Origin of the sequence: Vibrio mangrovi (assembly GCF_024346955.1) — a bacterium.
Lineage (GTDB): Bacteria > Pseudomonadota > Gammaproteobacteria > Enterobacterales > Vibrionaceae > Vibrio > Vibrio mangrovi.
Window position 1 is genome coordinate 2,472,584 of sequence record NZ_AP024883.1, and the last position, 22,467, is coordinate 2,495,050.

Consider the following 22,467-nt stretch of genomic DNA (forward strand, 5'->3'; position numbering starts at 1 on the left):
ATGTCACTTCCTACACTCTATCACGAATTTTATTCAGTCAGGCTGCCAGATACAAAAAATCCGGAGACGAACCAGCCCCCGGATTATCTGTCATCAAAGTGATAGTGTACTGCGGTCAACAACAGGTCACAGGTGACCTGCTTTGTCTGACTGATTATACCAATACTTTTTCAATATCAGCGCTCACTTCAGCAACAACCTTAGTACCATCCAATTTCAGGTACTGTGTTTTTCCTGCAGCAGCTTCTTTGCTGTAGTAGTCGATCAGTGGCGCGGTCTGCTCATGATAAACAGCCAGACGTGAACGAACGGTTTCTTCTTTATCATCATCACGAATCACCAGATCTTCACCAGTGACATCGTCTTTACCTTCAACTTTTGGTGGATTGTACACGACATGATAGGTCCGTCCGGACGCTAAATGGGCCCGACGACCAGCCATACGCTCAACAATAACTGCATCAGCCACATCAAACTCAATCACATAGTCAATCTCAATTCCCATTTCTTTCAGACCATCAGCCTGAGGAATTGTCCGTGGGAAACCATCTAACAGGAAGCCTTTCTCACAATCCGGCTGGGCAATCCGCTCTTTGATCAATCCCAGAATAATATCATCAGAAACTAACTGACCAGCATCGATAACTGCTTTGGCTTGCTTACCTAGTTCAGTGCCTGCTTTAATCGCTGCACGAAGCATGTCACCGGTAGAAATCTGTGGAATTCCATATTTCTCCATAATGAACTGAGCTTGTGTGCCTTTACCTGCACCCGGAGCACCCAGAAGAATGATGCGCATGTTTAATCCTCTTTTAGAAAATGATGAATTATACCGAAGCTCACAGCATTAACGTGTTTGCGGTAAGTTTCGGTATAAGAATGAAATTCAATTCATCAAGCGATTCAGTAGGCGAGCAAAATACACGCCTTCCCCAAGACATTCAAGTCTGAAATTCTACCATAAAGATTCATTTTTTGACGTTAATTACGACTAAAGATTCATATCCATTCTACTTTTTGTGACAAAGATGATGAAAAATATTATTTATTTTCAAAAAGTTACAACATAAAAATCAAATAAGCCCGCTTAGCGGGCCTATTTGGTATTAAGAATTTATTCAACCTTAGTCAAGAGCTGGTTGACGGCACTCAGGAACTGTGCCGGATCTTCCATTGAACCTCGTTCAGCCAGCATTGCCTGACCTAACAGAATTTCAACCCAACGACCAAACAGCTCTTCGTCAGGTTCATCAGCCATCTTCTTCACCAGCTGATGCTCAGGATTCAGTTCCAGAATATATTTCACTTCCGGAGCTGCCTGACCGGCAGCTTCCAGCAGTTTCGCCATCTGTGTTCCGATTTCATAATCGTCAGTGACAACAACAGCTGGTGTTGATGCAAGCTTGAATGTCGTACGGACTTCCTTCACCCGGTCACCCAGATAAGACTTGGTCCTTTCTACAACTGTCTTGAATGCTTCTTCCGTTTCTTTGTGCTTCTCTTTTTCAGCTTCGTCTTCAAACTGGCTCAGGTCAAGCCCGGCTTTTGTGATAGACTGGAACTGTTTACCATCGAATTCAGTCAGATAGTTCATCAGCCACTCATCGATACGGTCGTACATCAGAACAACTTCAATACCTTTGGACTTGAACTGCTCAAGGTGTGGACTGTTCTTCGCAGCAGCATAACTGTCGGCGGTCAGATAATAAATCTTGTCCTGACCTTCTTTCATTCGTTCAACGTATGCTTTCAGGCCAACATTTTGCTTGGAACTGTCGGTGTGTGTTGATGCAAACCGCAGCAATCCGGCAATTTTTTCCCGGTTGGAGAAGTCTTCAGCCGGACCTTCTTTCATTACCATGCCGAATTCTTGCCAGAAGGTCTGATACTTTTCTTCATCACCAGACATACGATCCAGCATCGACAGAACCCGTTTTGTACATGCACTACGCAACGATTGAGTAACTTTGTTGTCCTGCAAAATTTCACGGGATACATTCAATGGTAAATCGTTTGAATCAATCAATCCCCGGACAAACCGCAGATAAGACGGCATGAATTGCGCCGCATCGTCCATGATGAAAACCCGCTGAACATAGAGTTTCAGACCACTCTTATGATCCCGGTTCATCATATCCCACGGTGCTTTGGAAGGAATATACAACAGGCTGGTATAATCATTTTTCCCTTCAACCTTGTTGTGACTCCAGACCAGTGGATCAGCAAAGTCATGAGAAACATGCTTATAGAACTCTTTGTACTCTTCTTCACTAATTTCAGATTTTGGCTGAGTCCAAAGCGCTTCTGCCTTGTTGATTTTCTCCCACTCCGTTTCCCCGGTCTCTTTACCTTCTTCATCGGTTTTCGCAGTCTGGATGTAGACAGGAATACCAATATGATCGGAGTACTTGGAAACAAGCTCTTTCAGACGCCATTCAGATAAAAACTCTTCACCTTCTTCGCGTAAGTGAAGGACAATATCAGTACCACGGCTCTCTTTACGGACAGTCTCCAGCGTGTATTCTCCCTCACCCTGAGAATGCCACAAAACACCCTCATCGGCAGAAACACTGGCATCACGGGTCCGGACTGTGACTGCATCGGCAACAATGAAAGCCGAATAGAAACCCACACCAAACTGACCAATCAACTGTGAGTCTTTCACCTGATCATCGGACAACTTGGCAAAGAACTCTTTTGTACCGGATTTGGCAATTGTCCCCAGATTATCGATCACACTTTCCCGGTTCATACCGATACCATTGTCCGAGATAGTCAGAGTCTTCGCTTCTTTGTCAAAAGACAAACGAACTGCAAGTTCAGCATCTCCCTGATATAAATCCGGATTTGATAACGCCTGGAAGCGCAATTTGTCTGCCGCATCTGATGCATTGGAGATCAATTCCCGTAAAAAAATCTCTTTATTCGAATAGAGAGAGTGAATCATCAAGTTCAGCAGTTGCTTCACTTCGGACTGAAAACCACGAGTTTCTTTGTTATTCGTAATCGTTTCGCTCATACTAGCTCCATGACTTAATGCATTCATACCGATTCATAAGGTATACAAATATTCTTGCTTGTTAGTAAAATATGGGTGGCGAGAGTGAATTCAAGGCTAGCCAATGTAAAAACAGTGTTTTTTTCTAAAAATTTCATTATCCTTGTGCTCAAGAAATCTCAATACATCTAAATGGCATCAAGAATTCTTAACTCGCCCTTAACTCAGACATTGAGATAATCACCAAACTAATCGTCAGTATTCGATACATAAAAAGAAGACATTGATGAATACCACAAGCCCAAAATTCATCCTGGCTGAACGTTTCACATTCGTTCCCAACAACAACTCGTTGGTCGATAAAGAAAATGACAACGAAACAATCCGGCTGGGAAGTAACGAAAGCAGAATTCTGTTGATGCTTGCCCAGCGTCCTAATGAAGTCATTCGTCGTAATGAACTTCATGATTTTGTGTGGCGAAAGCAAGGCTTTGAGGTTGATGATTCCAGTCTCACACAAGCCATTTCAACTCTCAGAAAAATGTTGAATGACTCTACAAAATCACCACGTTATATCAAAACGGTTCCCAAACGTGGCTATCAGCTCATTGCCAGCGTTGAACCACTGGCGGCAGCATTATCATCCGCCAAAACTGAAACGTCTGCAAAAACTGAGACATCAGCTCAACAGGAAGAAGCACTTTCATTTCAGGAAGAAAACTCAGCCCAACACAATATAGTAGCTGCCCCTGAAAAGAATACACATGAAGAACTGGCACTTCAGGAATCCACTGATACTAAGCAGGATGCACCTTCAGCCAAAATGGGATGGAAAATAAAACTGGTTTTCCTGATCGCATTTATCCTGCCAATGGCGGCAGTCATGTATAACGGGCCACATAATTCGTATTTCCGTAACTTAACGGTCATCAACGAGATACCGATCAATACTCCGAAAAATCATCCGGATCTGAACTCGTGGCTACCATCCATTGAACTATGCGTGAAAAAATACCAGGAAGCCCACTCAAAAGATGTACCACCAAGCCAGGTCATTGCAACCAGTGGTCAGGGGAACAAGCTGATATTGAATTACATCTATCCAATTGAACATAGTGATAAAAATGCCACCTTAAACATTGTTGTCAATCAAGAGGATCTAGCTAAAGTATGTCGGTAAAAAAAATAAACCAACGCATTGCAGTGATGACTCTGCTTGCATCAATTGTTTTCAGCGCCTGGCTATACTGGGGTAGTGATTTGAAACTGAAACAGTTGCTTACATCAAGGGAGTGGCAGTCTAAAGTTGTCACACTAATCGAAAGCAAAAATGAAGTTTCATCTGTTGGCCCGCTGCGTCGCGTCGATGTCATGTCGAATGTGAAATATCTGCCAAATGAAACTTATATCCGGGTTTCCGTGATTCTACTCTATGCCGGTGGGAAAGAACCGGAGAGTACAATTGATATATCGGAAACCGGTTCCTGGGAGTTGAGTGAGAACTACCTGTTGATCACACCGACAGCATTTAAAGATATTTCGTCCAACGAAAGTAAAGACTTTACGCCCGATCAGTTGAACCTGATTAAACAGTTTTTCAAAATGGATGCACAGCAAAGCAGACGTGTGGATGTCATTAACAGTAAAACGTTATTGCTGACCAGTCTCAATCACGACTCAACAACCCTCTTCACCAATTAAGAGGATTCATATTCCTCCTGAAATCGGTTGAGGAATCAGAGTCATATAGAAAAAAGCGGCTCGTTTCGTATTTTTTGCTTTTTTTAGATCTATTTTTACACTGTAATGGTAACAGTTCACCGTACGGCTGAGAGTAATATACGTGCAAAAAATAAAAATCAGTATTTTCTACTGCCGCCAGTGTAATTGGATGTTACGTGCTTCCTGGCTGGCTCAGGAGTTGCTGCATACATTCAGCGAAGATATTGAACAGGTGTCACTCTGCCCGGATACAGGAGGCCGTTTCGAAATCTTCTGTAATGGCGTTCAGATCTGGGAACGCCAGAAGGATCAGGGGTTTCCGGATGCTAAAATTTTAAAACAACGCGTTCGGGATATCATTGATCCCGAACGGAATCTGGGCCATATCGATCGGTAAGTCCAAAGCTGAGATTTGGAGGTAATTTACTCCAGATCATCCTCCTCCAGCATGCCGTTGACCACAATATTGTTATAGCTGACCATACCAATGACTCTCCCGTGTTCAATCACGGGTGCCCGGCTAATCCCAAAACGTTCGAACAAGCGGGCACAGTATTTAACTTTCATTTCCGGATCAACTGACAATGCGGGCTTGGTCATAATCTCATAAACATTGGTTCGCTTCGACGAACGGTTACTCGCCAGAACCTTTTTGGCAATATCGTTCATCAACACAATACCAAATTCATCATCATCATGACGTTTATCGACAATCAAGGCTTTCACCTGCTGCTGTTTCGCAATCCGAATCGCCTCATAAACCGTCATTAAACCATCGACGATGGCATAGGTATTGGCCATCACATCACGAACCCTGACGCTCTCATGCCTGTTCATAACTCGTCCTCAACATATTTGGTTAACTTTTCAACCTGATGTGAAATTCCAACCACATCTTCAATATCGATCTGGAAAGCAATTCCCTGTCCTGATTCAGTTTCAAACTCCCCGACATCACTGATTGTTTCCAGAATATGGCGTGACAAATGCTCTTCGACCACAAAAAGTACGACATCTTTCTGCACTTCAAGAGTCAGCCCAAAAAAAGTTTTCTTCTGGTTCAACCCTTCCCCTCGGGCATTATTGATGACGGTCGCTCCCGTCGCACCAGCCTGTCGGGCTGCGTCTAGTACTTTGTCTGTTTTACTATCTTCAACAAAGGCAACGATTAATTTAAAGCGCATTGTCTTTCTTCTCCATCAGAGAGCTTTTACGATTCAACCACTGTGTTACCTGCGCATACCCCATCACCGAAATCATCGGGAAAAGGCTGGCAAATGCGATTAAACCAAATCCATCAATCAACGGGCTCCGCCCCGGAACCGTTGACGCCAATCCCAACCCCAGTGCCGTAACGACAGGAACGGTCACTGTCGATGTCGTAACACCACCGGAATCATAAGCTAAAGGTACGATCATCTTTGGCGCATAAAATGTCTGGACCACAACCAACAGATAACCGGCAATAATGTAGTAATGAATCGGATCACCAACGACAATCCGGTAACTTCCTAAAGTAATCCCAAGGGCTACACCTAAGGCTACCGCAACTCTTAAACCTGTCACCCCAATTGCGCCACCGGAGACCTGATTGGCCTTGATAGCTACTGCAATCAGCGAAGGCTCCGCAATGGTCGTGCTAAAGCCAATACAAAACGCAAACAGATAAATCCAGTAATAATTAATCCAATGGAATGGCTCAGCATCAATCCAGCGAGCCTGAGAAAGAAACGAAGGCGCCGTTAACTGCTCGGCCATCATTTCACCAAGTGGGAACAGGGCTGCATCCAGCCCCATCAGGAAAAGGGAAAGTCCCAGAATCACATAACCGAATCCGAGAATTACATGAGGCAGACGTGCAACCGGTCTGCGTAATACCACGAACTGAAAGGCAAACAGAATCGTCGCAATGGGAAACACATCCAGTATTGTGGTCCATAAAACCTGACCTAAGTGCGCCATCGTTATCATGTCATGACTATCCCGAAAATCATCACAAAAATCATAGGGAGCAATGATGCAAACGCAATCAGTCCAAACCCATCCAACATTGGATTCCGTCCCTTGATAGAAGAAGCCAGACCAACTCCCAGTGCCGTTACTAACGGGACGGTAATCGTTGATGTCGTCACCCCACCCGAATCATAAGCAATCCCGATAATGGTCTCTGGAGCAAATATGGTCAGCACAACTACACCGATATAACCCAGTATGATCATCAGGTGGATCGGCCAGCCCCTGAGAATTCTCACAACGCCCAAAACAATGGCAAGACCAACAGACAAGGCAACCGTTAATCGCAAGCCGATCGTATAGTCATCCATCGCCTTCTCAGTCATCTCTATCACACCACCAGACGCTGCAACTTTAGCAGCTTCAGAGGCAACCGCCGTTAAAGCCGGTTCAGCAATCGTAGTACCAAACCCCAGACAAAATGCAAATCCCAGTAACCCAAACAGGCTCCCTTTTTTGGCAAATGCCTGCGCCATACTTTCACCGATCGGGAATAATCCCATTTCCAGGCCAAAGATAAAAAATGTTAGCCCCAGAACAACCAGAACCAACCCGACCAGAATCGAAAACAGGTCAGGAAGTGGTTTCTGCAAAATCACCAACTGGAAAAATGCAATCACAAAAATAATCGGAAGCAGATCTTTAAAGCTTCCCAGCATTACCCTGAGTAACGCAATGAATGCTTTCATCTCTCCTCTCATTTGTGAATGATACTGATGGCCAGAAATATATAATCTGGATGAAGTCACTAATGCAGGACACTTCTAATAATCCTGCGTATTGAAATTACCTGTGTACATGATGACAGATCCTTAAAAGATAGGGTGCGACTTTGATAAAATCACACGCTAAAACCAAGGACTAATCACAAAAACATAACATGGAGACAACACCAGCCCGGCTTTCCTACTCACTGATATCATTTATGATTATCCTATAAATGACGAAAAACGAGATCCCGGATGATGACGGAAGCGATAGATATGATAACGTCAGGCCGCCTCAGGGATATCCGGTAAATATCAAATGGGTAGGATATGAAGATACTGATCACTGGAGGCTCAGGATTAATTGGTAGTGAGTTGATTAAACAGCTTGTCTCTCATGAAATCGTTGTTTTAACCCGCTCCGAGAAACAAACCCGGGCAAAACTCAACCATCTTAGCCATTATCCACTTGAGTTTATCACCAGCCTGGAGCACTTTCATGACCTCAACTCCTTCGATGCGGTGATTAATCTGGCCGGAGAACCTATCGCAGACCGGCGGTGGACAAATTCCCAGAAACAAACCATTTGTCAGAGCCGCTGGCAATTGACAGAAAAGATTGTTGACTTGATCCATGCCAGCTCATCACCACCAGCTGTATTGATCAGTGGCTCTGCGGTTGGTTTTTATGGTGACCAGCAGAGCCACCCGATTGATGAAAACCTTCATGTCCAAAGTCATGAGTTTTCTCACTACGTGTGTGCGACCTGGGAAAGTATCGCCAGAAAAGCCGAATCAGAAGACACTCGGGTTTGCCTGCTCAGAACCGGAGTCGTGCTATCTCCGGATGGTGGTGCACTGAAGAAAATGCTTCCCCCTTACCAACTCGGTTTTGGAGGTCCAATCGGTCAGGGCAATCAGTATCTGCCCTGGATCCATATTCATGATATGGTTCAGGGGATTATCTTTCTGTTGGAAACACCTTATGCTCACGGGCCATTTAATCTCTGTGCTCCCCATCCGGTGCAAAACAGGATTTTCAGCAAAATGCTGTCCAGAACACTGCACCGGCCGCACTTTATGTTGATGCCTGCCTGGGCTATTCGTCTGATAATGGGAGAATCCGCCGCATTAGTGCTGGATAGCATTCGCGCCAAACCGAAAAAATTAACTGAGCTGGGATTTGAATTTCAGTATTCTCATCTGGAACCAGCACTAAAACAAATTTTACAGGCATTGCCATAGCTTTAACCGGACACAAGCTTTATCCGGACACATGACAGCACCCTGTATTTTCATGAGGAAACCATGCCTAAAAGTATATTAATTACGGGATGTTCATCGGGCATCGGCTATACGACGGCCCACGCATTGCACAAGAAAGGCTACTTCGTAATTGCATCCTGTCGGCATATGGCAGATGTAGAGCGACTTCAGGCTGAGGGGCTTACAGCAATTCATCTTGATGTCACCGATCCTGAGCTCATTGACCAGGCCATCAGGCAAGTCATGTCGCTGACCAACAACCGTCTTGATGCCCTATTTAATAATGGTGCCTATGGTCAGCCCGGAGCACTGGAAGATCTCTCCACTCAGGCAATGAGGGAACAGTTTGAAACCAATTTCTTTGGCTGGCATGAACTGACCACCAGACTACTGCCACATTTCCGGCAGCAAGGCTTCGGAAGAATTATTCAAAACAGTTCTGTACTGGGTTTTGCCGCAATGAAATATCGTGGCGCCTATAATGCTTCAAAGTTTGCTCTGGAAGGATGGAGTGACACACTTCGTCTGGAATTGAGAGGAACCGGTATTTATGTCAGTATTCTCGAACCGGGACCCATAGAGACATGTTTCCGGGAAAATGCACTTGCTGCATTCTTACGCTGGGTACAGCCTCAAAACAGTATTCATGCATTAGAATATCAACAACAGCTTACCCGTCTGAGAAAAGAGCAGTCCAATAATCCTTTTGTTCTTCCTCCGGAAGCCTGCCTCCCCGCCATTCTTCATGCTTTGGAAAATCCAAGGCCCAGACTGCGGTACCGGATTACAAAACCAACCAAGGTTTTTGCACTGCTTAAGCGCCTGTTACCGGGACGCTGGCTTGATGTCGTTCTCAACAAAGCAGCCTGAAGTGAATCGCTTGCTGAGGAAGATGAGCCATCCATCAGATGGCAGTTCATTCTGATGAATAAAATGGCACAAAAAATAAACAAAACTGGAGAGTATGTCATTAATCTTTCATAATCGCATCCTAATATACCCACTGTTCTGAGCGAAAGGCGATATATTCTGGAATGGGTGGAAATGAGTCTGAATCAACTAAACTGGCTAAGTATTTGTGTTGTTATTATTTTTCTGATCACATTTTAAATTTTATTCTTCGGACAGAGATGACTGAAACACTCTGATATCAACTGCATCTGCTCCATATTTATATGCTTACTCCTCCTGTTTCACTTGATTTCTGATAACCTGCCCATATTTATATCCTATCAATTATTGAATTCAGGAAGCTCGTCGTATGCAAACCCCACATCATGTTGATGTCACCCAGCAAAATATCAGAGAACTGCTGGAAAGCTCGTTTACCAAGCCCATCCTGTTTTATTTTTGGGCGCCAATGGACGAATCCAGTGCCGCTTTGATTCAACCTCTACAGGGGCTGGCACAAAAGTATCAGGGTGCTTTTACACTGGCTCTACTGAATTGTCAGGAAGAACAGGAAATTGCCGCACAATTCGGGATTCAGGCAATTCCGACTCTGGCGCTGTTTTCTCAAGGGCGACCGGTTGATGGATTAGGCGGGCCACAAAGTATTGAATCAGTCACATCCATGCTGGAGAAACACCTTCCAAGTCAGGATGAAATGAATTTTCAGCAGGCACTAACTTTGATTGGACAGGAAGAGTATGCTCAGGCACTGCCTCTGCTACAAACACTTCCTGAAATGCTCAGAGAGAAAGGCGAAGTCAAACTTGCGTTAGCCAGTTGTCTGCTGGAAACTCAGCAATTTGAAGCAGCAGAAGCCATCTTGCAACATATTCCTTTAGAGTTTCAGGACGGTGACTACAAAAGTCTGCTCGCTAAACTGGAGTTGCATCATCAGGCAGCCAACAGCCCGGAAATTGTCGCTCTGGAAGCAGCATTTCAGGAATCACCTCAGGATCTGAAATTAGCCAGTGAGCTGGCCGCACAATACCATCAGGTCCAACGGGATGATGAGGCTCTGGAACTCCTCTGGTCATTTCTACGTTCAGACCTCAACGCTCAGGATGGGGAAATGAAAAAAATATTTATGGATATTCTTAGCGCATTGGGACAGGGAAACCCATTGGCAAGTCAATACCGCCGCCAGTTGTACTCCCTGCTTTACTAACCAGACCACCGGGCAAGCTCTATTATTCTAGGGAAATCAGGAGTGGCATGACTTTCCCTGTAAATCATCAATAATAGGGCAGCTACTATTGTCATCTCCGGGGCATTCTGCGATCCACTGTTCTAACTGGGACTGAATGAGCTGCAGCTCATTCAGTTTTCGGGTTACCTGTTCCAGTTTCTTCCGGGCTTCAGCTTTCACTGCATAACTTTTGCGGCTCGGATCATTGGCCAGATGAACCAACAATTTACATTCTTCCAGATTAAACCCAACCCTTTTAGCCCGGGCGATCAAAAGTAAATCATCAACATGTGACTTCTGATACACCCGATAGCCATTCTCTCCACGAAGCGGTGGTGACAATATCTCTTTCTCTTCATAAAGACGAATCGATTTTGCAGTCAGGCCGGTCAGTTTTGCCACTTCACTAATATTCACTGAGATCTCCCCTATTTCATAGTGCGGGACTGAGGTTCCGTTATCCCTGAAAATAGTCTTAAACCACCTCAAATAATCTTAAACCACCCAAAATAGGCTTAAGCCACCGAAGCAATCAAAGCCAGCAGGTCCTGTTCTGATTTTACTTCCACACCCAGTTCCTGTGCTTTCGTAAGTTTAGAACCTGCATTATCACCGGCAAACAACATATCCGTATTTTTGGAAACACTGCCTGTTACTTTCGCCCCCAAAGCCTGAAGAGCCGCTTTGGCATCACTGCGCGATAACTCGGTCAGTGTTCCGGTCAGAACCACTGTTTTCCCGGCTAATGGCAAAGCGTTCACAGTTTCAGTGGCAATTGTAATTTCCGGCCATGTAATTCCCATAGATAGCAAATCATCAACAACTTTCTGGTTATTCTCTTCCGAGAAAAAAGCAATAATATGACTGGCCACGACAGCACCGATATCTGAAACTTCAATCAATGCTTCATGTGTTGCACTACGGATATTATCCAGTGTCAGAAAATGTCTCGCCAGATTGCTGGCCGTCGCTTCCCCAACCTCCCGGATACCAAGCGAATACAGAAAACGGGGTAAAGTTGTCGATTTTGATTGTTGCAATGCCTGAACAACATTTTGTGCAGACTTAGGACCCATACGTTCCAGAATAGTCAATTGCCCGGCAGTTAAGCGGTATAAATCAGCCGGCGTCTTGATCATCTCTTTATCGACCAGCTGTTCAATCACTTTTTCTCCCAGACCATCAACATCCATCGCCTTGCGAGACACAAAATGCTTCAGAGCTTCTTTCCGCTGAGCCTGACAAACCAAGCCACCGGTACAACGCGTAACGGCTTCCCCTTCAACCCGTTCAACGTCAGAATGACAAATCGGACAATGGGATGGAAAGATAATCTCCCGGGAATCATCCGGCCGCTGCTCCATGACGACAGAGACAATTTGCGGAATCACGTCTCCGGCCCGACGAATGATGACCATATCACCAACACGAACACCTAAACGGGCAATTTCATCTGCATTATGCAATGTTGCATTACTGACGGTGACTCCGCCGACAAATACCGGCTCAAGTTTAGCAACAGGCGTAATTGCTCCCGTCCGGCCAACCTGAAACTCAACATCATTCAGGCGCGTCATTTCTTCCTGAGCAGGAAACTTATAGGCAATGGCCCAACGCGGTGCTTTTGAGATAAACCCTAATTGTTCCTGAAGAGTAATATCATCAACTTTGATCACCACGCCATCAATCTCATAAGCCAGATTTTCCCGGCGCTGCAAAATATCCTGATAGTACGCCTTTACCATATCCAGATTTTCAACCCGGCGTGTTTCGGGACACATAGGCAGTCCCCACTGCTTTAACTGTGCCAGACGCTCATAATGTGAAGCAGCCAGTTCAGCACCTTCAATCACACCGATACCATAAGCATAAAAACTGAGCGGACGTTGTGCCGTAATCCGTGAATCAAGCTGTCTCAGGCTTCCGGCTGCTGCATTTCTCGGGTTTACAAATGATTTTTCCCCTTTTTTCACTGCCGCTTCATTGAGCGCTTCAAAGCCAGCTTTGGGCATAAAAACTTCACCGCGGACTTCAATCCGGGCAGGCCAGTCATTCCCTCTGAGTTTTAACGGAATCGCACGAATTGTTCTGACATTCTCAGTGATGTTTTCTCCGGTTGTACCATCACCGCGGGTTGCAGCCCGAACCAGAATACCGTTCTCATAAAGCAGACTCACAGCCAGCCCGTCAAGCTTAGGTTCACAGCAAAAAAGAGAAATCTGCTGTCCGGCCAGACGCTCATTCATCCGCCGGGAAAAACTATCCAGTTCTTCATCGTCAAAAGCATTGTCCAGAGATAGCATCGGGATTTCATGCTGTACGGTGTCAAAACCGTCCAGTGGCATACCACCGACACGCTGTGACGGAGAATCCGGAGAAATCAGCTCCGGATGAGCTTCTTCCAGTGCGATCAGCTCCCGCATCAGACGGTCATATTCCGCATCAGGAATCGACGGATTATCTTCAACATAATATAAAATAGAATGATGATGTAGCGTGTCACGCAAATCTTGAATTTTTTGTTCTATGGTCTGCATTTTTACTTCTCGGATTCATGAAAAAAGGCCCGCGCCGGAGCCTTCTCATATCATACTCAAACGGCCTCATAATGCTGGTTTGGGTATCTCTATATCACTATTAATTAAGCGGTCTGGGCTTTAAATGCCTGAATCTGACGCCGGTATTCTGCAAGCTTATCCGGTGTCATCAACAAGCGCTGATCATCAAGGACATTACCGCCTAAATCATCAGCGATTTGCTGCGCTGTTTTCAGCATCAGTTTAAAATTCTGCTCAGGATCACCATAACAGGGAAGTGTCATAAAAAATGAGATTCCCTTGGTGGTAAATTCAGCCGGATCATCATGTTTAAGCGTTCCGGGTTGCATTATATTGGCAACACTGAACAAGACTTTCCCGGTACCCGATAAATCAGCATGCCGATGATAGATATCCATCTCACCATAAAGCAAACCATTTTGTTGCAGGCTGTCAAACAACTTGGTACCAACAAAGGGTTCGCTGCCTGCACAGTGAACATTCAGAACAATCACCTGATAATCCGATTCATCCTCTGTCGACTGAACATCATCAGTTTGCTGAGTATCTCTCATCAGCAGTGGTTCGATATCAGTCTCCGGTTCGAATCCGGCCTCGGTATCATCTGATGGTTCTTCAGAGTTCCGGGGGTATTCTTCTTCAGGTTCATAGCCTGAAAACAAAGGATCCGAAACATCATGATGTTCATACTCATCGATCAATGGATCGACAGTGTTGTTATCCAGTGAAAAAGAACTGTCCAGAGAAAAATCCGGTTCCTTTCGCTGCTTTTTGTGATCACTCTCCTGCTGAAAAGCCCGGGTGTTCTTTGCAGATGATGCTTCTTCTTCCTCTATTTTGCCTAATGGCTTGTCCCCAAATTTCGATTTACTTTCTTTCCGACTGGTCCACAGCCCGTGAAAAAGTAATGCTGCGATGGCGAGTGCGCCAACGATGATGAGTACGAATCGCAATTCTTGCATCTTTAACTCTCAGTCTTCCCGATAACTTGCTTCTGAACAGAATCGCTTAAGTAAGAATATCATGCTCAGAGATTCTCTCCACTGATCCACACACTTTAACAAAAGTCTCCCCTATATTTGAACAAATTAATGTTAGAACTGAGGGATTTTTCTGACTTTCATTCTATGTCGGGTCAGTTAGAATACCAGCAAAGACTTTACTTTCTTTCACACGACAAAACAGGAAAACAGAATGACGTTAGCAAAACGTTCAGGGTTCGGTTATTTTTTATTCGGTTTTAAACTGGCAGTTACTCCTGGAATCCGAAGATTTGTGGTACTGCCTCTGCTTGCAAACATACTATTGATCGGAAGTGCTCTCTATTATGTGCTCACACGAATGGGAGACTGGATAGATCAACTGATGTCTTATGTCCCTGACTTTCTGTCATGGCTCAGCTACATTATCTGGCCACTGGTTGTCCTCTCGATACTTTTTGTAACGATGTATTTCTTCAGTGCCATTGCCAATATCATTGCCTCACCATTCAATGGACTGCTGGCCGAAAAAGTTGAAAAGCTCCTCGATGGTCACTCAGTGACAGACGAAGGCCTCTGGAGTTTCGTGAAAGATCTTCCCCGAATCTTTGCCCGTGAGTGGCGCAAACTACGCTATACCATCCCTAAAATGATTGGATTATTTATCCTGCTGCTGATTCCGGGGCTCGGACAGACCATCGGGCCACTGGCCTGGTTTATCTTTACATCCTGGATGCTGGCGATTCAGTACTGCGACTATCCTTTTGATAATCACAAAATCAGTTTCAATACCATGCGAATGCAGTTAAAAGAAAAACAGGGACGGGCTTATGGCTTTGGCGTTCTGGTTGCCCTATTCACAACAATCCCATTCATCAATCTACTCGTGATGCCAGCAGCGGTCTGCGGAGCAACTGCGATGTGGGTCGGAGAGTTCAAAACCGAAGCACTCAAACAGTAGGCATGATGCAAACTTATCGGGGAAATTGAATGTAAATGCTGTCAAGACACCGCATCATGGCTTGATATGTAAAGTTCAATAACCCCTATAAGATATAACTTTTTAATCCTTTCATCATATTAGCTGACCCCCTATGCTCTACAGGTCTCCACAAAAACGTGTTTTCGGTGAATGAAACAACACGAAAACGTGCAATAAAGGAATATAACAATGAGTAAGATTTTCGAAGACAACTCTCTGACCATCGGTAACACACCTCTGGTTCGCCTGAACAAAGTGAGTAAGGGCAACGTTCTTGCTAAGGTAGAATCCCGCAACCCTAGCTTCAGCGTAAAATGTCGTATCGGTGCGAATATGATCTGGGAAGCCGAAAAGTCCGGCAAATTGAAACCAGGCGTTGAACTTGTTGAACCAACCAGCGGTAACACCGGTATTGCACTCGCGTTTGTTGCTGCTGCCCGGGGCTATAAACTGACACTGACTATGCCAGAGTCAATGAGCTTAGAACGCCGTAAGCTGTTAAAAGCACTTGGTGCCAATCTGGAACTGACCGAAGCTGCAAAAGGCATGAAAGGCGCAATTAATAAAGCAGAAGAAATTGTTGCCGGCAACCCTGATAAATATCTGTTGCTTCAGCAATTCGATAACCCGGCAAACCCACAAATCCACGAAAAAACAACAGGTCCGGAGATCTGGGACGCAACTGACGGCGAAATCGATGTGTTTGTCGCCGGTGTTGGTACTGGTGGAACCCTTACGGGAACAAGCCGCTATATCAAAGGTGAAAAAGGTAAAGCAATTATCTCTGTTGCCGTTGAGCCCGAAGAGTCACCGGTCATTACTCAGGCACTTGCAGGAGAAGAAATCAAACCGGCACCTCACAAAATTCAGGGTATCGGTGCAGGTTTCATCCCCGGCAATCTGGATTTGTCACTGATCGACCGTGTTGAACGCGTTTCTTCTGATGATGCAATTGAAATGGCCCGTCGCCTGATGCAGGAAGAAGGAATTCTGGCCGGAATCTCTTCCGGTGCAGCAGTTGTCGCAGCCAATCGTCTAGCGGAACTTCCTGAATTTGAAGGAAAAACTATTGTTACTGTTCTGCCAAGCTCTGGAGAACGCTACCTGAGTACAGCACTCTTTGCAGGTATATTTACAGAGAAAGAGAACCAACAATAATATGTGGTGAAATCAATTTTTCTATGAAAAAAGCCCCGAAATGGGGCTTTTTTGTTGATCCTTGCCCAACCTTTGGTAATATCGGACTTGCTTTATTTTTAGGTTCGAAATAAAGAACAGAAGAAGTTCTGGCACGAAACCCACGTTGTTAGCTAGCGTTATGTGGGGACAAAGGCTAAGCTTCATTTGGTTCTAAACTAAGAAAAAAATAAATTAAATTGGGGTATATACAATGTACGAGAAGCAAGTAGAAATCACTGCTGAAAACGGTCTTCACACTCGTCCTGCTGCACAGTTTGTGAAAGAAGCAAAAGCATTTGATGCTGAAATCACCGTGACTTCAAACGGTAAAAGTGCCAGTGCTAAAAGCCTATTCAAACTACAAACACTCGGCCTTGTAAAAGGTACAGTTGTAACCATCTCTGCTGATGGTGCTCAAGCGAAACAAGCGGTTGATCACCTGGTTGCTTTGATGGATCACCTTGAATAATTCGAAGCACTGAATTTTGGAGCCATTTTACTATACTCGTAAGATGGCTTTCTATGCATGACATATGACGAATGCTAACGATTGTTAGCATTTAGTTTTGTAATCCCTGTAAAATTGACCAGTTTAAGGTATGGCTATGATTTCAGGCATCCTAGCATCTCCTGGTATTGCTATCGGTAAAGCACTACTACTTCAAGAAGACGAAATCGTCCTTAAAACCAACACTATCTCAGACGCTCAAGTAGAAACTGAGGTACAACGATTCTACGACGCACGTGACAAATCCAAAGCACAGCTGGAAGTGATCAAACAAAAAGCACTTGAGACGTTTGGCGAAGAAAAAGAAGCTATCTTCGAAGGCCACATCATGTTGCTTGAAGATGAAGAGCTGGAAGAAGAGATTTTGGCCCTCATCAAGAACGACAAACTTCATGCTGACAATGCAATTCACACCGTTATCGAAGAGCAGGCTGCAGCTCTGGAATCTTTAGATGACGAATATCTGAAAGAACGCGCAACGGATATCCGTGATATCGGTAGCCGCTTTGTTAAAAACGCATTAGGTATCAATATCGTTAACCTGAGCGCAATTAACGAGCAAGTTATCCTCGTTGCCTACGATCTGACTCCTTCAGAAACAGCACAGATCAACCTGAATTACGTGTTGGGCTTCGCAACAGATATTGGTGGTCGCACATCACACACTTCCATCATGGCCCGCTCTCTGGAGTTACCGGCTATTGTTGGTACGAACGATGTGACAAAACATGTAAAAAATGGCGACATGCTCATTTTAGACGCGATCAATAATAAGATCGTGATTAATCCTTCCGAAGCTGAGCTGGCGGAAGCGACAAGCGTGCGCGAAAACTTCTTTGCAGAAAAAGAAGAGCTGGCCAAGCTGAAAGATCTGCCAGCTGAAACAGTTGACGGACATCGTGTCGAAGTTTGCGGAAACATCGGTACAGTGAAAGACTGTGACGGTGTGTCTCGCAACGGCGGTGAAGGCGTCGGCCTGTACCGGACAGAATTCCTCTTTATGGACAGAACTTCCTTGCCAACTGAGCAAGAACAGTACGAAGCCTATAAAGAAGTTGCAGAAGCAATGAAGGACGAGCCTGTCATCATCCGTACCATGGATATCGGTGGTGATAAAGATCTGCCATACATGGATTTGCCAAAAGAGATGAACCCGTTCCTTGGCTGGCGTGCCGTACGCATCAGTCTGGACCGTCGTGAAATCTTACGTGATCAGCTCCGTGGTATCCTGCGCGCTTCTGCTCACGGTAAGCTACGTATCATGTTCCCGATGATCATTTCTGTTGAAGAAATCCGGGAGCTTAAAGCGGCAATTGAAACCTATAAAGCCGAGTTACGCGACGAAGGCTATGCTTTCGATGAAAACATTGAAATTGGCGTTATGGTAGAAACTCCGGCAGCGGCTGCAATTGCACACCATCTGGCTAAAGAAGTTTCATTCTTCTCCATCGGTACAAACGACCTGACTCAGTACACTCTGGCTGTTGACCGTGGTAATGAAATGATTTCTCACCTGTACAACCCACTGTCTCCTGCTGTACTGAATGTAATCAAGCAAGTAATCGATGCTTCTCATGCAGAAGGGAAATGGACAGGTATGTGTGGTGAACTTGCCGGTGATGAACGGGCAACGTTACTTCTTTTGGGAATGGGTCTTGATGAATTCTCAATGAGCGGCATCTCTATCCCGAAAGTGAAAAAAGTGATTCGTGAAGCAGACTACAAAGCAGTCAAAGCAATGGCTGAAGAAGCTCTGTCACTTCCTACAGCGAAAGAAATTGAAGCTTGTGTAGAGAAGTTCATCACAGAAAAGTCACAATAATGATGTAACCATTTGCAGTAGATGGACAAAAGTGGTCGCCTACTGCATATCATTGGTATACTATAACCCGAAAGAATAAATTCAAACTTTAGGAGCTGACACAATGGGGCTGTTTGACAAACTTAAAAAGTTAGTATCTGACGACAGTGCTGACACAGGCGCAATTGAAATCATTGCACCATTATCCGGTGAAATCGTAAATATTGAAGATGTGCCTGATGTTGTTTTCGCTGAGAAAATCGTTGGCGATGGCATTGCTATCAAACCATCTGGAGACAAGATGGTCGCTCCTGTAAATGGCACTATCGGTAAAATCTTCGAAACAAACCATGCATTCTCTATCGAGTCAGAAGATGGTGTCGAGTTGTTCGTCCACTTCGGTATCGATACTGTTGAACTGAAAGGTGAAGGCTTTAAACGTATCGCAGAAGAAGGTCAGCCAGTCAAAGCGGGTGACACTGTGATTGAATTTGATCTTGCCCTGTTAGAAGAGAAAGCAAAATCAACACTGACTCCTGTTGTGATTTCAAACATGGACGAAATCAAAGAACTGAATAAACTATCCGGTTCAGTTGTTGTTGGCGAAACACCCGTTCTGCGTGTAACCAAATAAGTTCAACAGCAAAGTCAAAAGTACCTTTTTTGTCAAACGCTGCCTTTCTTAGGCAGCGTTTTTTTATTTGGTCTTACGACAGACCAATCGCATAACGAAGAACCTGGTTCTTCAACGGTCCGGCATGATTTGCCAGTTTCAGCACAGCGTTTCTGACCACCTTCACTGGTGTATGGCGGCAACTGAATGTTTTATAGAAAACATCCATTCCGGTCTGCATGAGTAAATTATCCGGTCTTCTGCATCGTTCGTAACGAACAAATACTTTCTCATCAAGTTGGCGGGATTCCGATATCTGCGTCAAAAGTGCCTTCACATCTTTAAAACCAAGATTCACACCCTGCCCTGCAAGCGGATTAATTGTGTGAGCCGCATCGCCAACCAGAATGCACCGATTCGCTACATACTTTTGGGCATGCCGCCGTGTCAGTGCAAATGAACCATGCTGAATCACCTCAACTTCTCCCAACTCTTCAGGAAAATGAGTCTGAATTTCCTGAACCAATTGTTTTGGAGATAGTTGACTTAACTGGCGAATCCGTCGTGGAGAATCATACCAGACCAAAGAAGCCTGATGACCATTCAATGGCAAGAATGAACGAGGGCCGGAAGGATAAAAACGTTGCCAGGTAACATCTTGCTGTGACAGTACGGTTTTCACATGAATTAACATACAGTGCTGACGGTAATCCCAGGCGGTTACACCGATACGGGCAAAATCACGAACCTGAGAGTGAGCACCATCAGCACCAACAATCCACTGAGCATGAATCACCTGATCATCATCAAGAACCAGCCGATTTTCCTCAGCACCGAATTCAATACTTTTCAGTCGGTTCGGACATTTCACTGTCAGATGAGGATGCTGCGCAAATGCCTGCCAGATACCCAATTGAATAATTCGGTTTTCAACCATATAACCAAGTTGTTCCAACCCGATATCATGGGCGTCAAAGCAGGTCCTGCATTCGGATGACTCCCAGGTTTCAAGGCGACGGTAAGGACAAACCCGCATCGCTTCAATATGCTGCCATACCCCCAACGATTCCAGAAGCTGTACCGAAGCCATTGATATGGCGGAAACCCGAACGTCCATCGGCTGTGATGATTCAAAAGATTGCGGCTGATGACTTTCCAGTAAAACAACTTTCTTTCCCTGCTGTGCCAACCCCAATGCTAAGGCGGCTCCAACCATGCCTCCACCGACAACAGCTATCTGATATGTTTCCATGACACTAACTACTTATGGCTAATTTTTCGCAACTCTGATTGTACGGATTCACCGCAGCCTTGAGAACCAGTTTTGCGTAATTCCATCGATAAAACAGGGATATCACATACAATCTAATGATGAATAAAGCCGAACTTTCTGCCGTTGTGTTAAACACTGGTCAGCAGGTTTTGAAAACAGTACAATACGCCGCTTACCGCAAGTACGGTGACTTAGGTATATACTAGGAGCATACGCTCCGAAGCAATCAGAGACAGATAAAACGAGCGAAAGTGAGATGAGTAAGAAACTGCTAATTAAAACCTGGGGCTGCCAAATGAATGAATATGATTCATCCAAAATGGCCGACCTACTCAATGCAGCAAGTGGCTATGAGTTAACAGAAGAGCCAGAGGAAGCAGATGTCCTACTACTGAATACCTGTTCGATCCGGGAAAAGGCTCAGGAAAAAGTGTTCCATCAATTGGGTCGCTGGAAAAACTTAAAAGATCAGAAACCGGACTTAGTCATTGGTGTCGGTGGATGTGTTGCTACTCAGGAAGGTGACCACATTCGGGAACGGGCACCATTTGTTGATGTTATTTTCGGTCCTCAGACACTTCATCGCCTGCCGGAAATGATTAAGCAGTCCCAGTCAGCCGAAGCGCCGGTCATGGATATTTCCTTCCCGGAGATCGAAAAATTTGATCGCCTTCCCGAGCCCCGGGCAGACGGAGCAACAGCCTATGTTTCGATTATGGAAGGCTGTTCAAAATACTGTACATACTGCGTCGTCCCTTATACTCGTGGTGAAGAAGTCAGCCGTCCAATGGATGATGTCCTCTATGAAATCGCCCAGCTTGCCGAACAGGGTGTTCGTGAAGTGAATCTGCTGGGACAAAACGTCAATGCCTATCGTGGACTGACTCATGATGGTGATATTTGCTCATTTGCTGAACTGTTACGTTTAGTTGCATCCATCGACGGGATTGACCGCATTCGTTTCACCACCAGCCATCCACTGGAATTTACTGATGATATTATCGCGGTTTATGAAGATACCCCGGAACTGGTTAGCTTTCTGCACCTTCCAGTCCAGAGTGGCTCGGATCGCATCTTAACGATGATGAAACGGCCTCATACAGCCATTGAATATAAATCGATCATCCGTAAGCTGCGTAAAGCCCGCCCGGATATCCAGATCAGCTCAGACTTTATCGTCGGCTTTCCCGGAGAGTCTGACAAAGACTTTCAGGATACAATGAAACTGATTCGGGATGTCGACTTCGATATGAGTTTTAGCTTTATCTTTTCTCCACGTCCGGGCACACCGGCGGCAGATTACCCTTGTGATCTGAGTGAAGAAGTTAAAAAAGAACGCTTATACGAATTACAACAAACCATTAATTCTCAGGCAATGCGTTACTCTCGTCAGATGTTGGACAGCGAGCAACGTATTCTGGTTGAAGGACCATCGAAGAAGAATCTGATGGAACTGAGAGGAAGGACAGAAAACAATCGGGTGGTGAACTTTGAAGGTTCAGCAGAACTCATCGGCCAGTTCGTCGATGTGAAGATTGTTGATGTTTTCCCGAACTCTCTGCGCGGTGAGCTGATTCGCACCGAGCAGGAAATGGATCTGCGTGTCGTAACTTCTCCAATGGAAATGATACAAAAGACACGCCGAGAAGATGAACTGGGAGTCGCTACTTTTACGCCCTAGTCTCGCACAATCCGCCATCCGGTGTCCGGTCAGAATCGGACACCCCTGA

General features: G+C 45.0%; 22 protein-coding genes. 12 read left to right on the forward strand and 10 right to left on the reverse strand.

The genetic code is table 11. The annotated features are described in order from the left end of the window. Nucleotides 1-154: 154 nt before the first annotated feature. Nucleotides 155-799: an adenylate kinase gene (gene adk / locus OCU74_RS11015; protein WP_087479773.1), complete on the reverse strand. Its 645-nt coding sequence runs from the start codon at nucleotides 797-799 to the stop codon at nucleotides 155-157. A 315-nt stretch (nucleotides 800-1,114) separates the two neighbouring features. Next, nucleotides 1,115-3,019, reverse strand: coding sequence for a molecular chaperone HtpG (htpG, locus tag OCU74_RS11020; protein WP_087479774.1), 1,905 nt, complete (start codon nucleotides 3,017-3,019; stop codon nucleotides 1,115-1,117). A gap of 265 nt (nucleotides 3,020-3,284) precedes the next feature. On the opposite strand from htpG, the gene OCU74_RS11025 reads away from it, so the two are divergent. The 3 genes from OCU74_RS11025 to OCU74_RS11035 all read left to right on the forward strand — a co-directional run bounded on the left by OCU74_RS11025 (nucleotide 3,285) and on the right by OCU74_RS11035 (nucleotide 5,117). After that, entirely contained in the window at nucleotides 3,285-4,178 is an 894-nt protein-coding gene (locus OCU74_RS11025) for a transcriptional regulator (protein WP_087479775.1), read from the forward strand. Then, nucleotides 4,169-4,699: a regulatory protein ToxS gene (locus OCU74_RS11030; protein WP_143693119.1), complete on the forward strand. Its 531-nt coding sequence runs from the start codon at nucleotides 4,169-4,171 to the stop codon at nucleotides 4,697-4,699. The genes OCU74_RS11025 and OCU74_RS11030 overlap by 10 nt, the downstream gene beginning before the upstream one ends. 142 nt (nucleotides 4,700-4,841) lie before the next feature. Next, nucleotides 4,842-5,117 (forward strand): SelT/SelW/SelH family protein, encoded by a 276-nt coding sequence (locus OCU74_RS11035; RefSeq protein ID WP_087479776.1) that lies wholly within the window; start codon nucleotides 4,842-4,844, stop codon nucleotides 5,115-5,117. Nucleotides 5,118-5,143: 26 nt separating this feature from the next. On the opposite strand, the gene OCU74_RS11040 is transcribed toward OCU74_RS11035, so the two are convergent. The 4 genes from OCU74_RS11040 to OCU74_RS11055 are packed head-to-tail and all read right to left on the reverse strand — an operon-like array spanning nucleotide 5,144 to nucleotide 7,422. Then, nucleotides 5,144-5,557, reverse strand: a complete 414-nt coding sequence (locus tag OCU74_RS11040; protein WP_087479777.1) for a CBS domain-containing protein — start codon at nucleotides 5,555-5,557, stop codon at nucleotides 5,144-5,146. Beyond that, entirely contained in the window at nucleotides 5,554-5,904 is a 351-nt protein-coding gene (locus tag OCU74_RS11045) for a P-II family nitrogen regulator (protein WP_087479778.1), read from the reverse strand. The genes OCU74_RS11040 and OCU74_RS11045 overlap by 4 nt, the downstream gene beginning before the upstream one ends. Then, nucleotides 5,894-6,691, reverse strand: coding sequence for a DUF1538 domain-containing protein (locus OCU74_RS11050; RefSeq protein ID WP_087479779.1), 798 nt, complete (start codon nucleotides 6,689-6,691; stop codon nucleotides 5,894-5,896). Before OCU74_RS11050 ends, OCU74_RS11045 begins: the two co-directional genes overlap by 11 nt. Continuing rightward, the gene (locus tag OCU74_RS11055; protein ID WP_087479780.1) at nucleotides 6,688-7,422 is read right to left on the reverse strand and encodes a DUF1538 domain-containing protein; all 735 of its coding nucleotides are present in this window, start codon (nucleotides 7,420-7,422) and stop codon (nucleotides 6,688-6,690) included. The genes OCU74_RS11050 and OCU74_RS11055 overlap by 4 nt, the downstream gene beginning before the upstream one ends. 348 nt (nucleotides 7,423-7,770) lie before the next feature. Between OCU74_RS11055 and OCU74_RS11060 the strand changes: the two genes are divergently transcribed. The 3 genes from OCU74_RS11060 (at nucleotide 7,771) to OCU74_RS11070 (ending at nucleotide 10,822) form a co-directional block, all read left to right on the forward strand. Then, the gene (locus tag OCU74_RS11060) at nucleotides 7,771-8,685 is read left to right on the forward strand and encodes a TIGR01777 family oxidoreductase (RefSeq protein WP_087479781.1); all 915 of its coding nucleotides are present in this window, start codon (nucleotides 7,771-7,773) and stop codon (nucleotides 8,683-8,685) included. 63 nt (nucleotides 8,686-8,748) lie between these two features. Beyond that, nucleotides 8,749-9,576 carry an SDR family oxidoreductase gene (locus OCU74_RS11065; protein WP_087479782.1) on the forward strand — a complete coding sequence of 276 codons (828 nt, stop codon included), beginning with the start codon at nucleotides 8,749-8,751 and terminating at the stop codon, nucleotides 9,574-9,576. A gap of 391 nt (nucleotides 9,577-9,967) precedes the next feature. Beyond that, nucleotides 9,968-10,822, forward strand: coding sequence for a co-chaperone YbbN (locus OCU74_RS11070; RefSeq protein WP_087479783.1), 855 nt, complete (start codon nucleotides 9,968-9,970; stop codon nucleotides 10,820-10,822). 36 nt (nucleotides 10,823-10,858) lie between these two features. Here the strand turns inward: OCU74_RS11070 and cueR are convergent, their stop codons facing one another. The 3 genes from cueR to zipA all read right to left on the reverse strand — a co-directional run bounded on the left by cueR (nucleotide 10,859) and on the right by zipA (nucleotide 14,363). Next, nucleotides 10,859-11,260, reverse strand: a complete 402-nt coding sequence (gene cueR / locus OCU74_RS11075; RefSeq protein ID WP_087479784.1) for a Cu(I)-responsive transcriptional regulator — start codon at nucleotides 11,258-11,260, stop codon at nucleotides 10,859-10,861. Nucleotides 11,261-11,358: 98 nt separating this feature from the next. Continuing rightward, entirely contained in the window at nucleotides 11,359-13,380 is a 2,022-nt protein-coding gene (gene ligA, locus OCU74_RS11080; RefSeq protein ID WP_087479785.1) for an NAD-dependent DNA ligase LigA, read from the reverse strand. Between the two features lie 104 nt (nucleotides 13,381-13,484). Continuing rightward, on the reverse strand, nucleotides 13,485-14,363 hold the full coding sequence (gene zipA, locus OCU74_RS11085) for a cell division protein ZipA (protein WP_087479786.1): 879 nt from the start codon (nucleotides 14,361-14,363) through the stop codon (nucleotides 13,485-13,487). 232 nt (nucleotides 14,364-14,595) lie between these two features. Here zipA and cysZ point away from each other — a divergent pair, with 232 nt between their 5' ends. The 5 genes from cysZ (at nucleotide 14,596) to crr (ending at nucleotide 19,485) form a co-directional block, all read left to right on the forward strand. Continuing rightward, nucleotides 14,596-15,342, forward strand: a complete 747-nt coding sequence (cysZ, locus tag OCU74_RS11090; RefSeq protein WP_087479787.1) for a sulfate transporter CysZ — start codon at nucleotides 14,596-14,598, stop codon at nucleotides 15,340-15,342. Between the two features lie 210 nt (nucleotides 15,343-15,552). Then, nucleotides 15,553-16,521 carry a cysteine synthase A gene (gene cysK / locus OCU74_RS11095; RefSeq protein WP_087479788.1) on the forward strand — a complete coding sequence of 323 codons (969 nt, stop codon included), beginning with the start codon at nucleotides 15,553-15,555 and terminating at the stop codon, nucleotides 16,519-16,521. Between the two features lie 232 nt (nucleotides 16,522-16,753). Beyond that, nucleotides 16,754-17,011: an HPr family phosphocarrier protein gene (locus OCU74_RS11100; protein ID WP_087479789.1), complete on the forward strand. Its 258-nt coding sequence runs from the start codon at nucleotides 16,754-16,756 to the stop codon at nucleotides 17,009-17,011. Nucleotides 17,012-17,147: 136 nt separating this feature from the next. Further along, nucleotides 17,148-18,872, forward strand: coding sequence for a phosphoenolpyruvate-protein phosphotransferase PtsI (ptsI, locus tag OCU74_RS11105; protein WP_087479790.1), 1,725 nt, complete (start codon nucleotides 17,148-17,150; stop codon nucleotides 18,870-18,872). Between the two features lie 103 nt (nucleotides 18,873-18,975). Then, the gene (crr, locus tag OCU74_RS11110; protein WP_059120279.1) at nucleotides 18,976-19,485 is read left to right on the forward strand and encodes a PTS glucose transporter subunit IIA; all 510 of its coding nucleotides are present in this window, start codon (nucleotides 18,976-18,978) and stop codon (nucleotides 19,483-19,485) included. Nucleotides 19,486-19,558: 73 nt separating this feature from the next. Here the strand turns inward: crr and OCU74_RS11115 are convergent, their stop codons facing one another. After that, nucleotides 19,559-20,716: a 2-octaprenyl-3-methyl-6-methoxy-1,4-benzoquinol hydroxylase gene (locus OCU74_RS11115; RefSeq protein ID WP_087479791.1), complete on the reverse strand. Its 1,158-nt coding sequence runs from the start codon at nucleotides 20,714-20,716 to the stop codon at nucleotides 19,559-19,561. A 277-nt stretch (nucleotides 20,717-20,993) separates the two neighbouring features. On the opposite strand from OCU74_RS11115, the gene miaB reads away from it, so the two are divergent. Then, nucleotides 20,994-22,418 carry a tRNA (N6-isopentenyl adenosine(37)-C2)-methylthiotransferase MiaB gene (gene miaB, locus OCU74_RS11120; RefSeq protein WP_087479792.1) on the forward strand — a complete coding sequence of 475 codons (1,425 nt, stop codon included), beginning with the start codon at nucleotides 20,994-20,996 and terminating at the stop codon, nucleotides 22,416-22,418. Nucleotides 22,419-22,467: the final 49 nt, after the last annotated feature.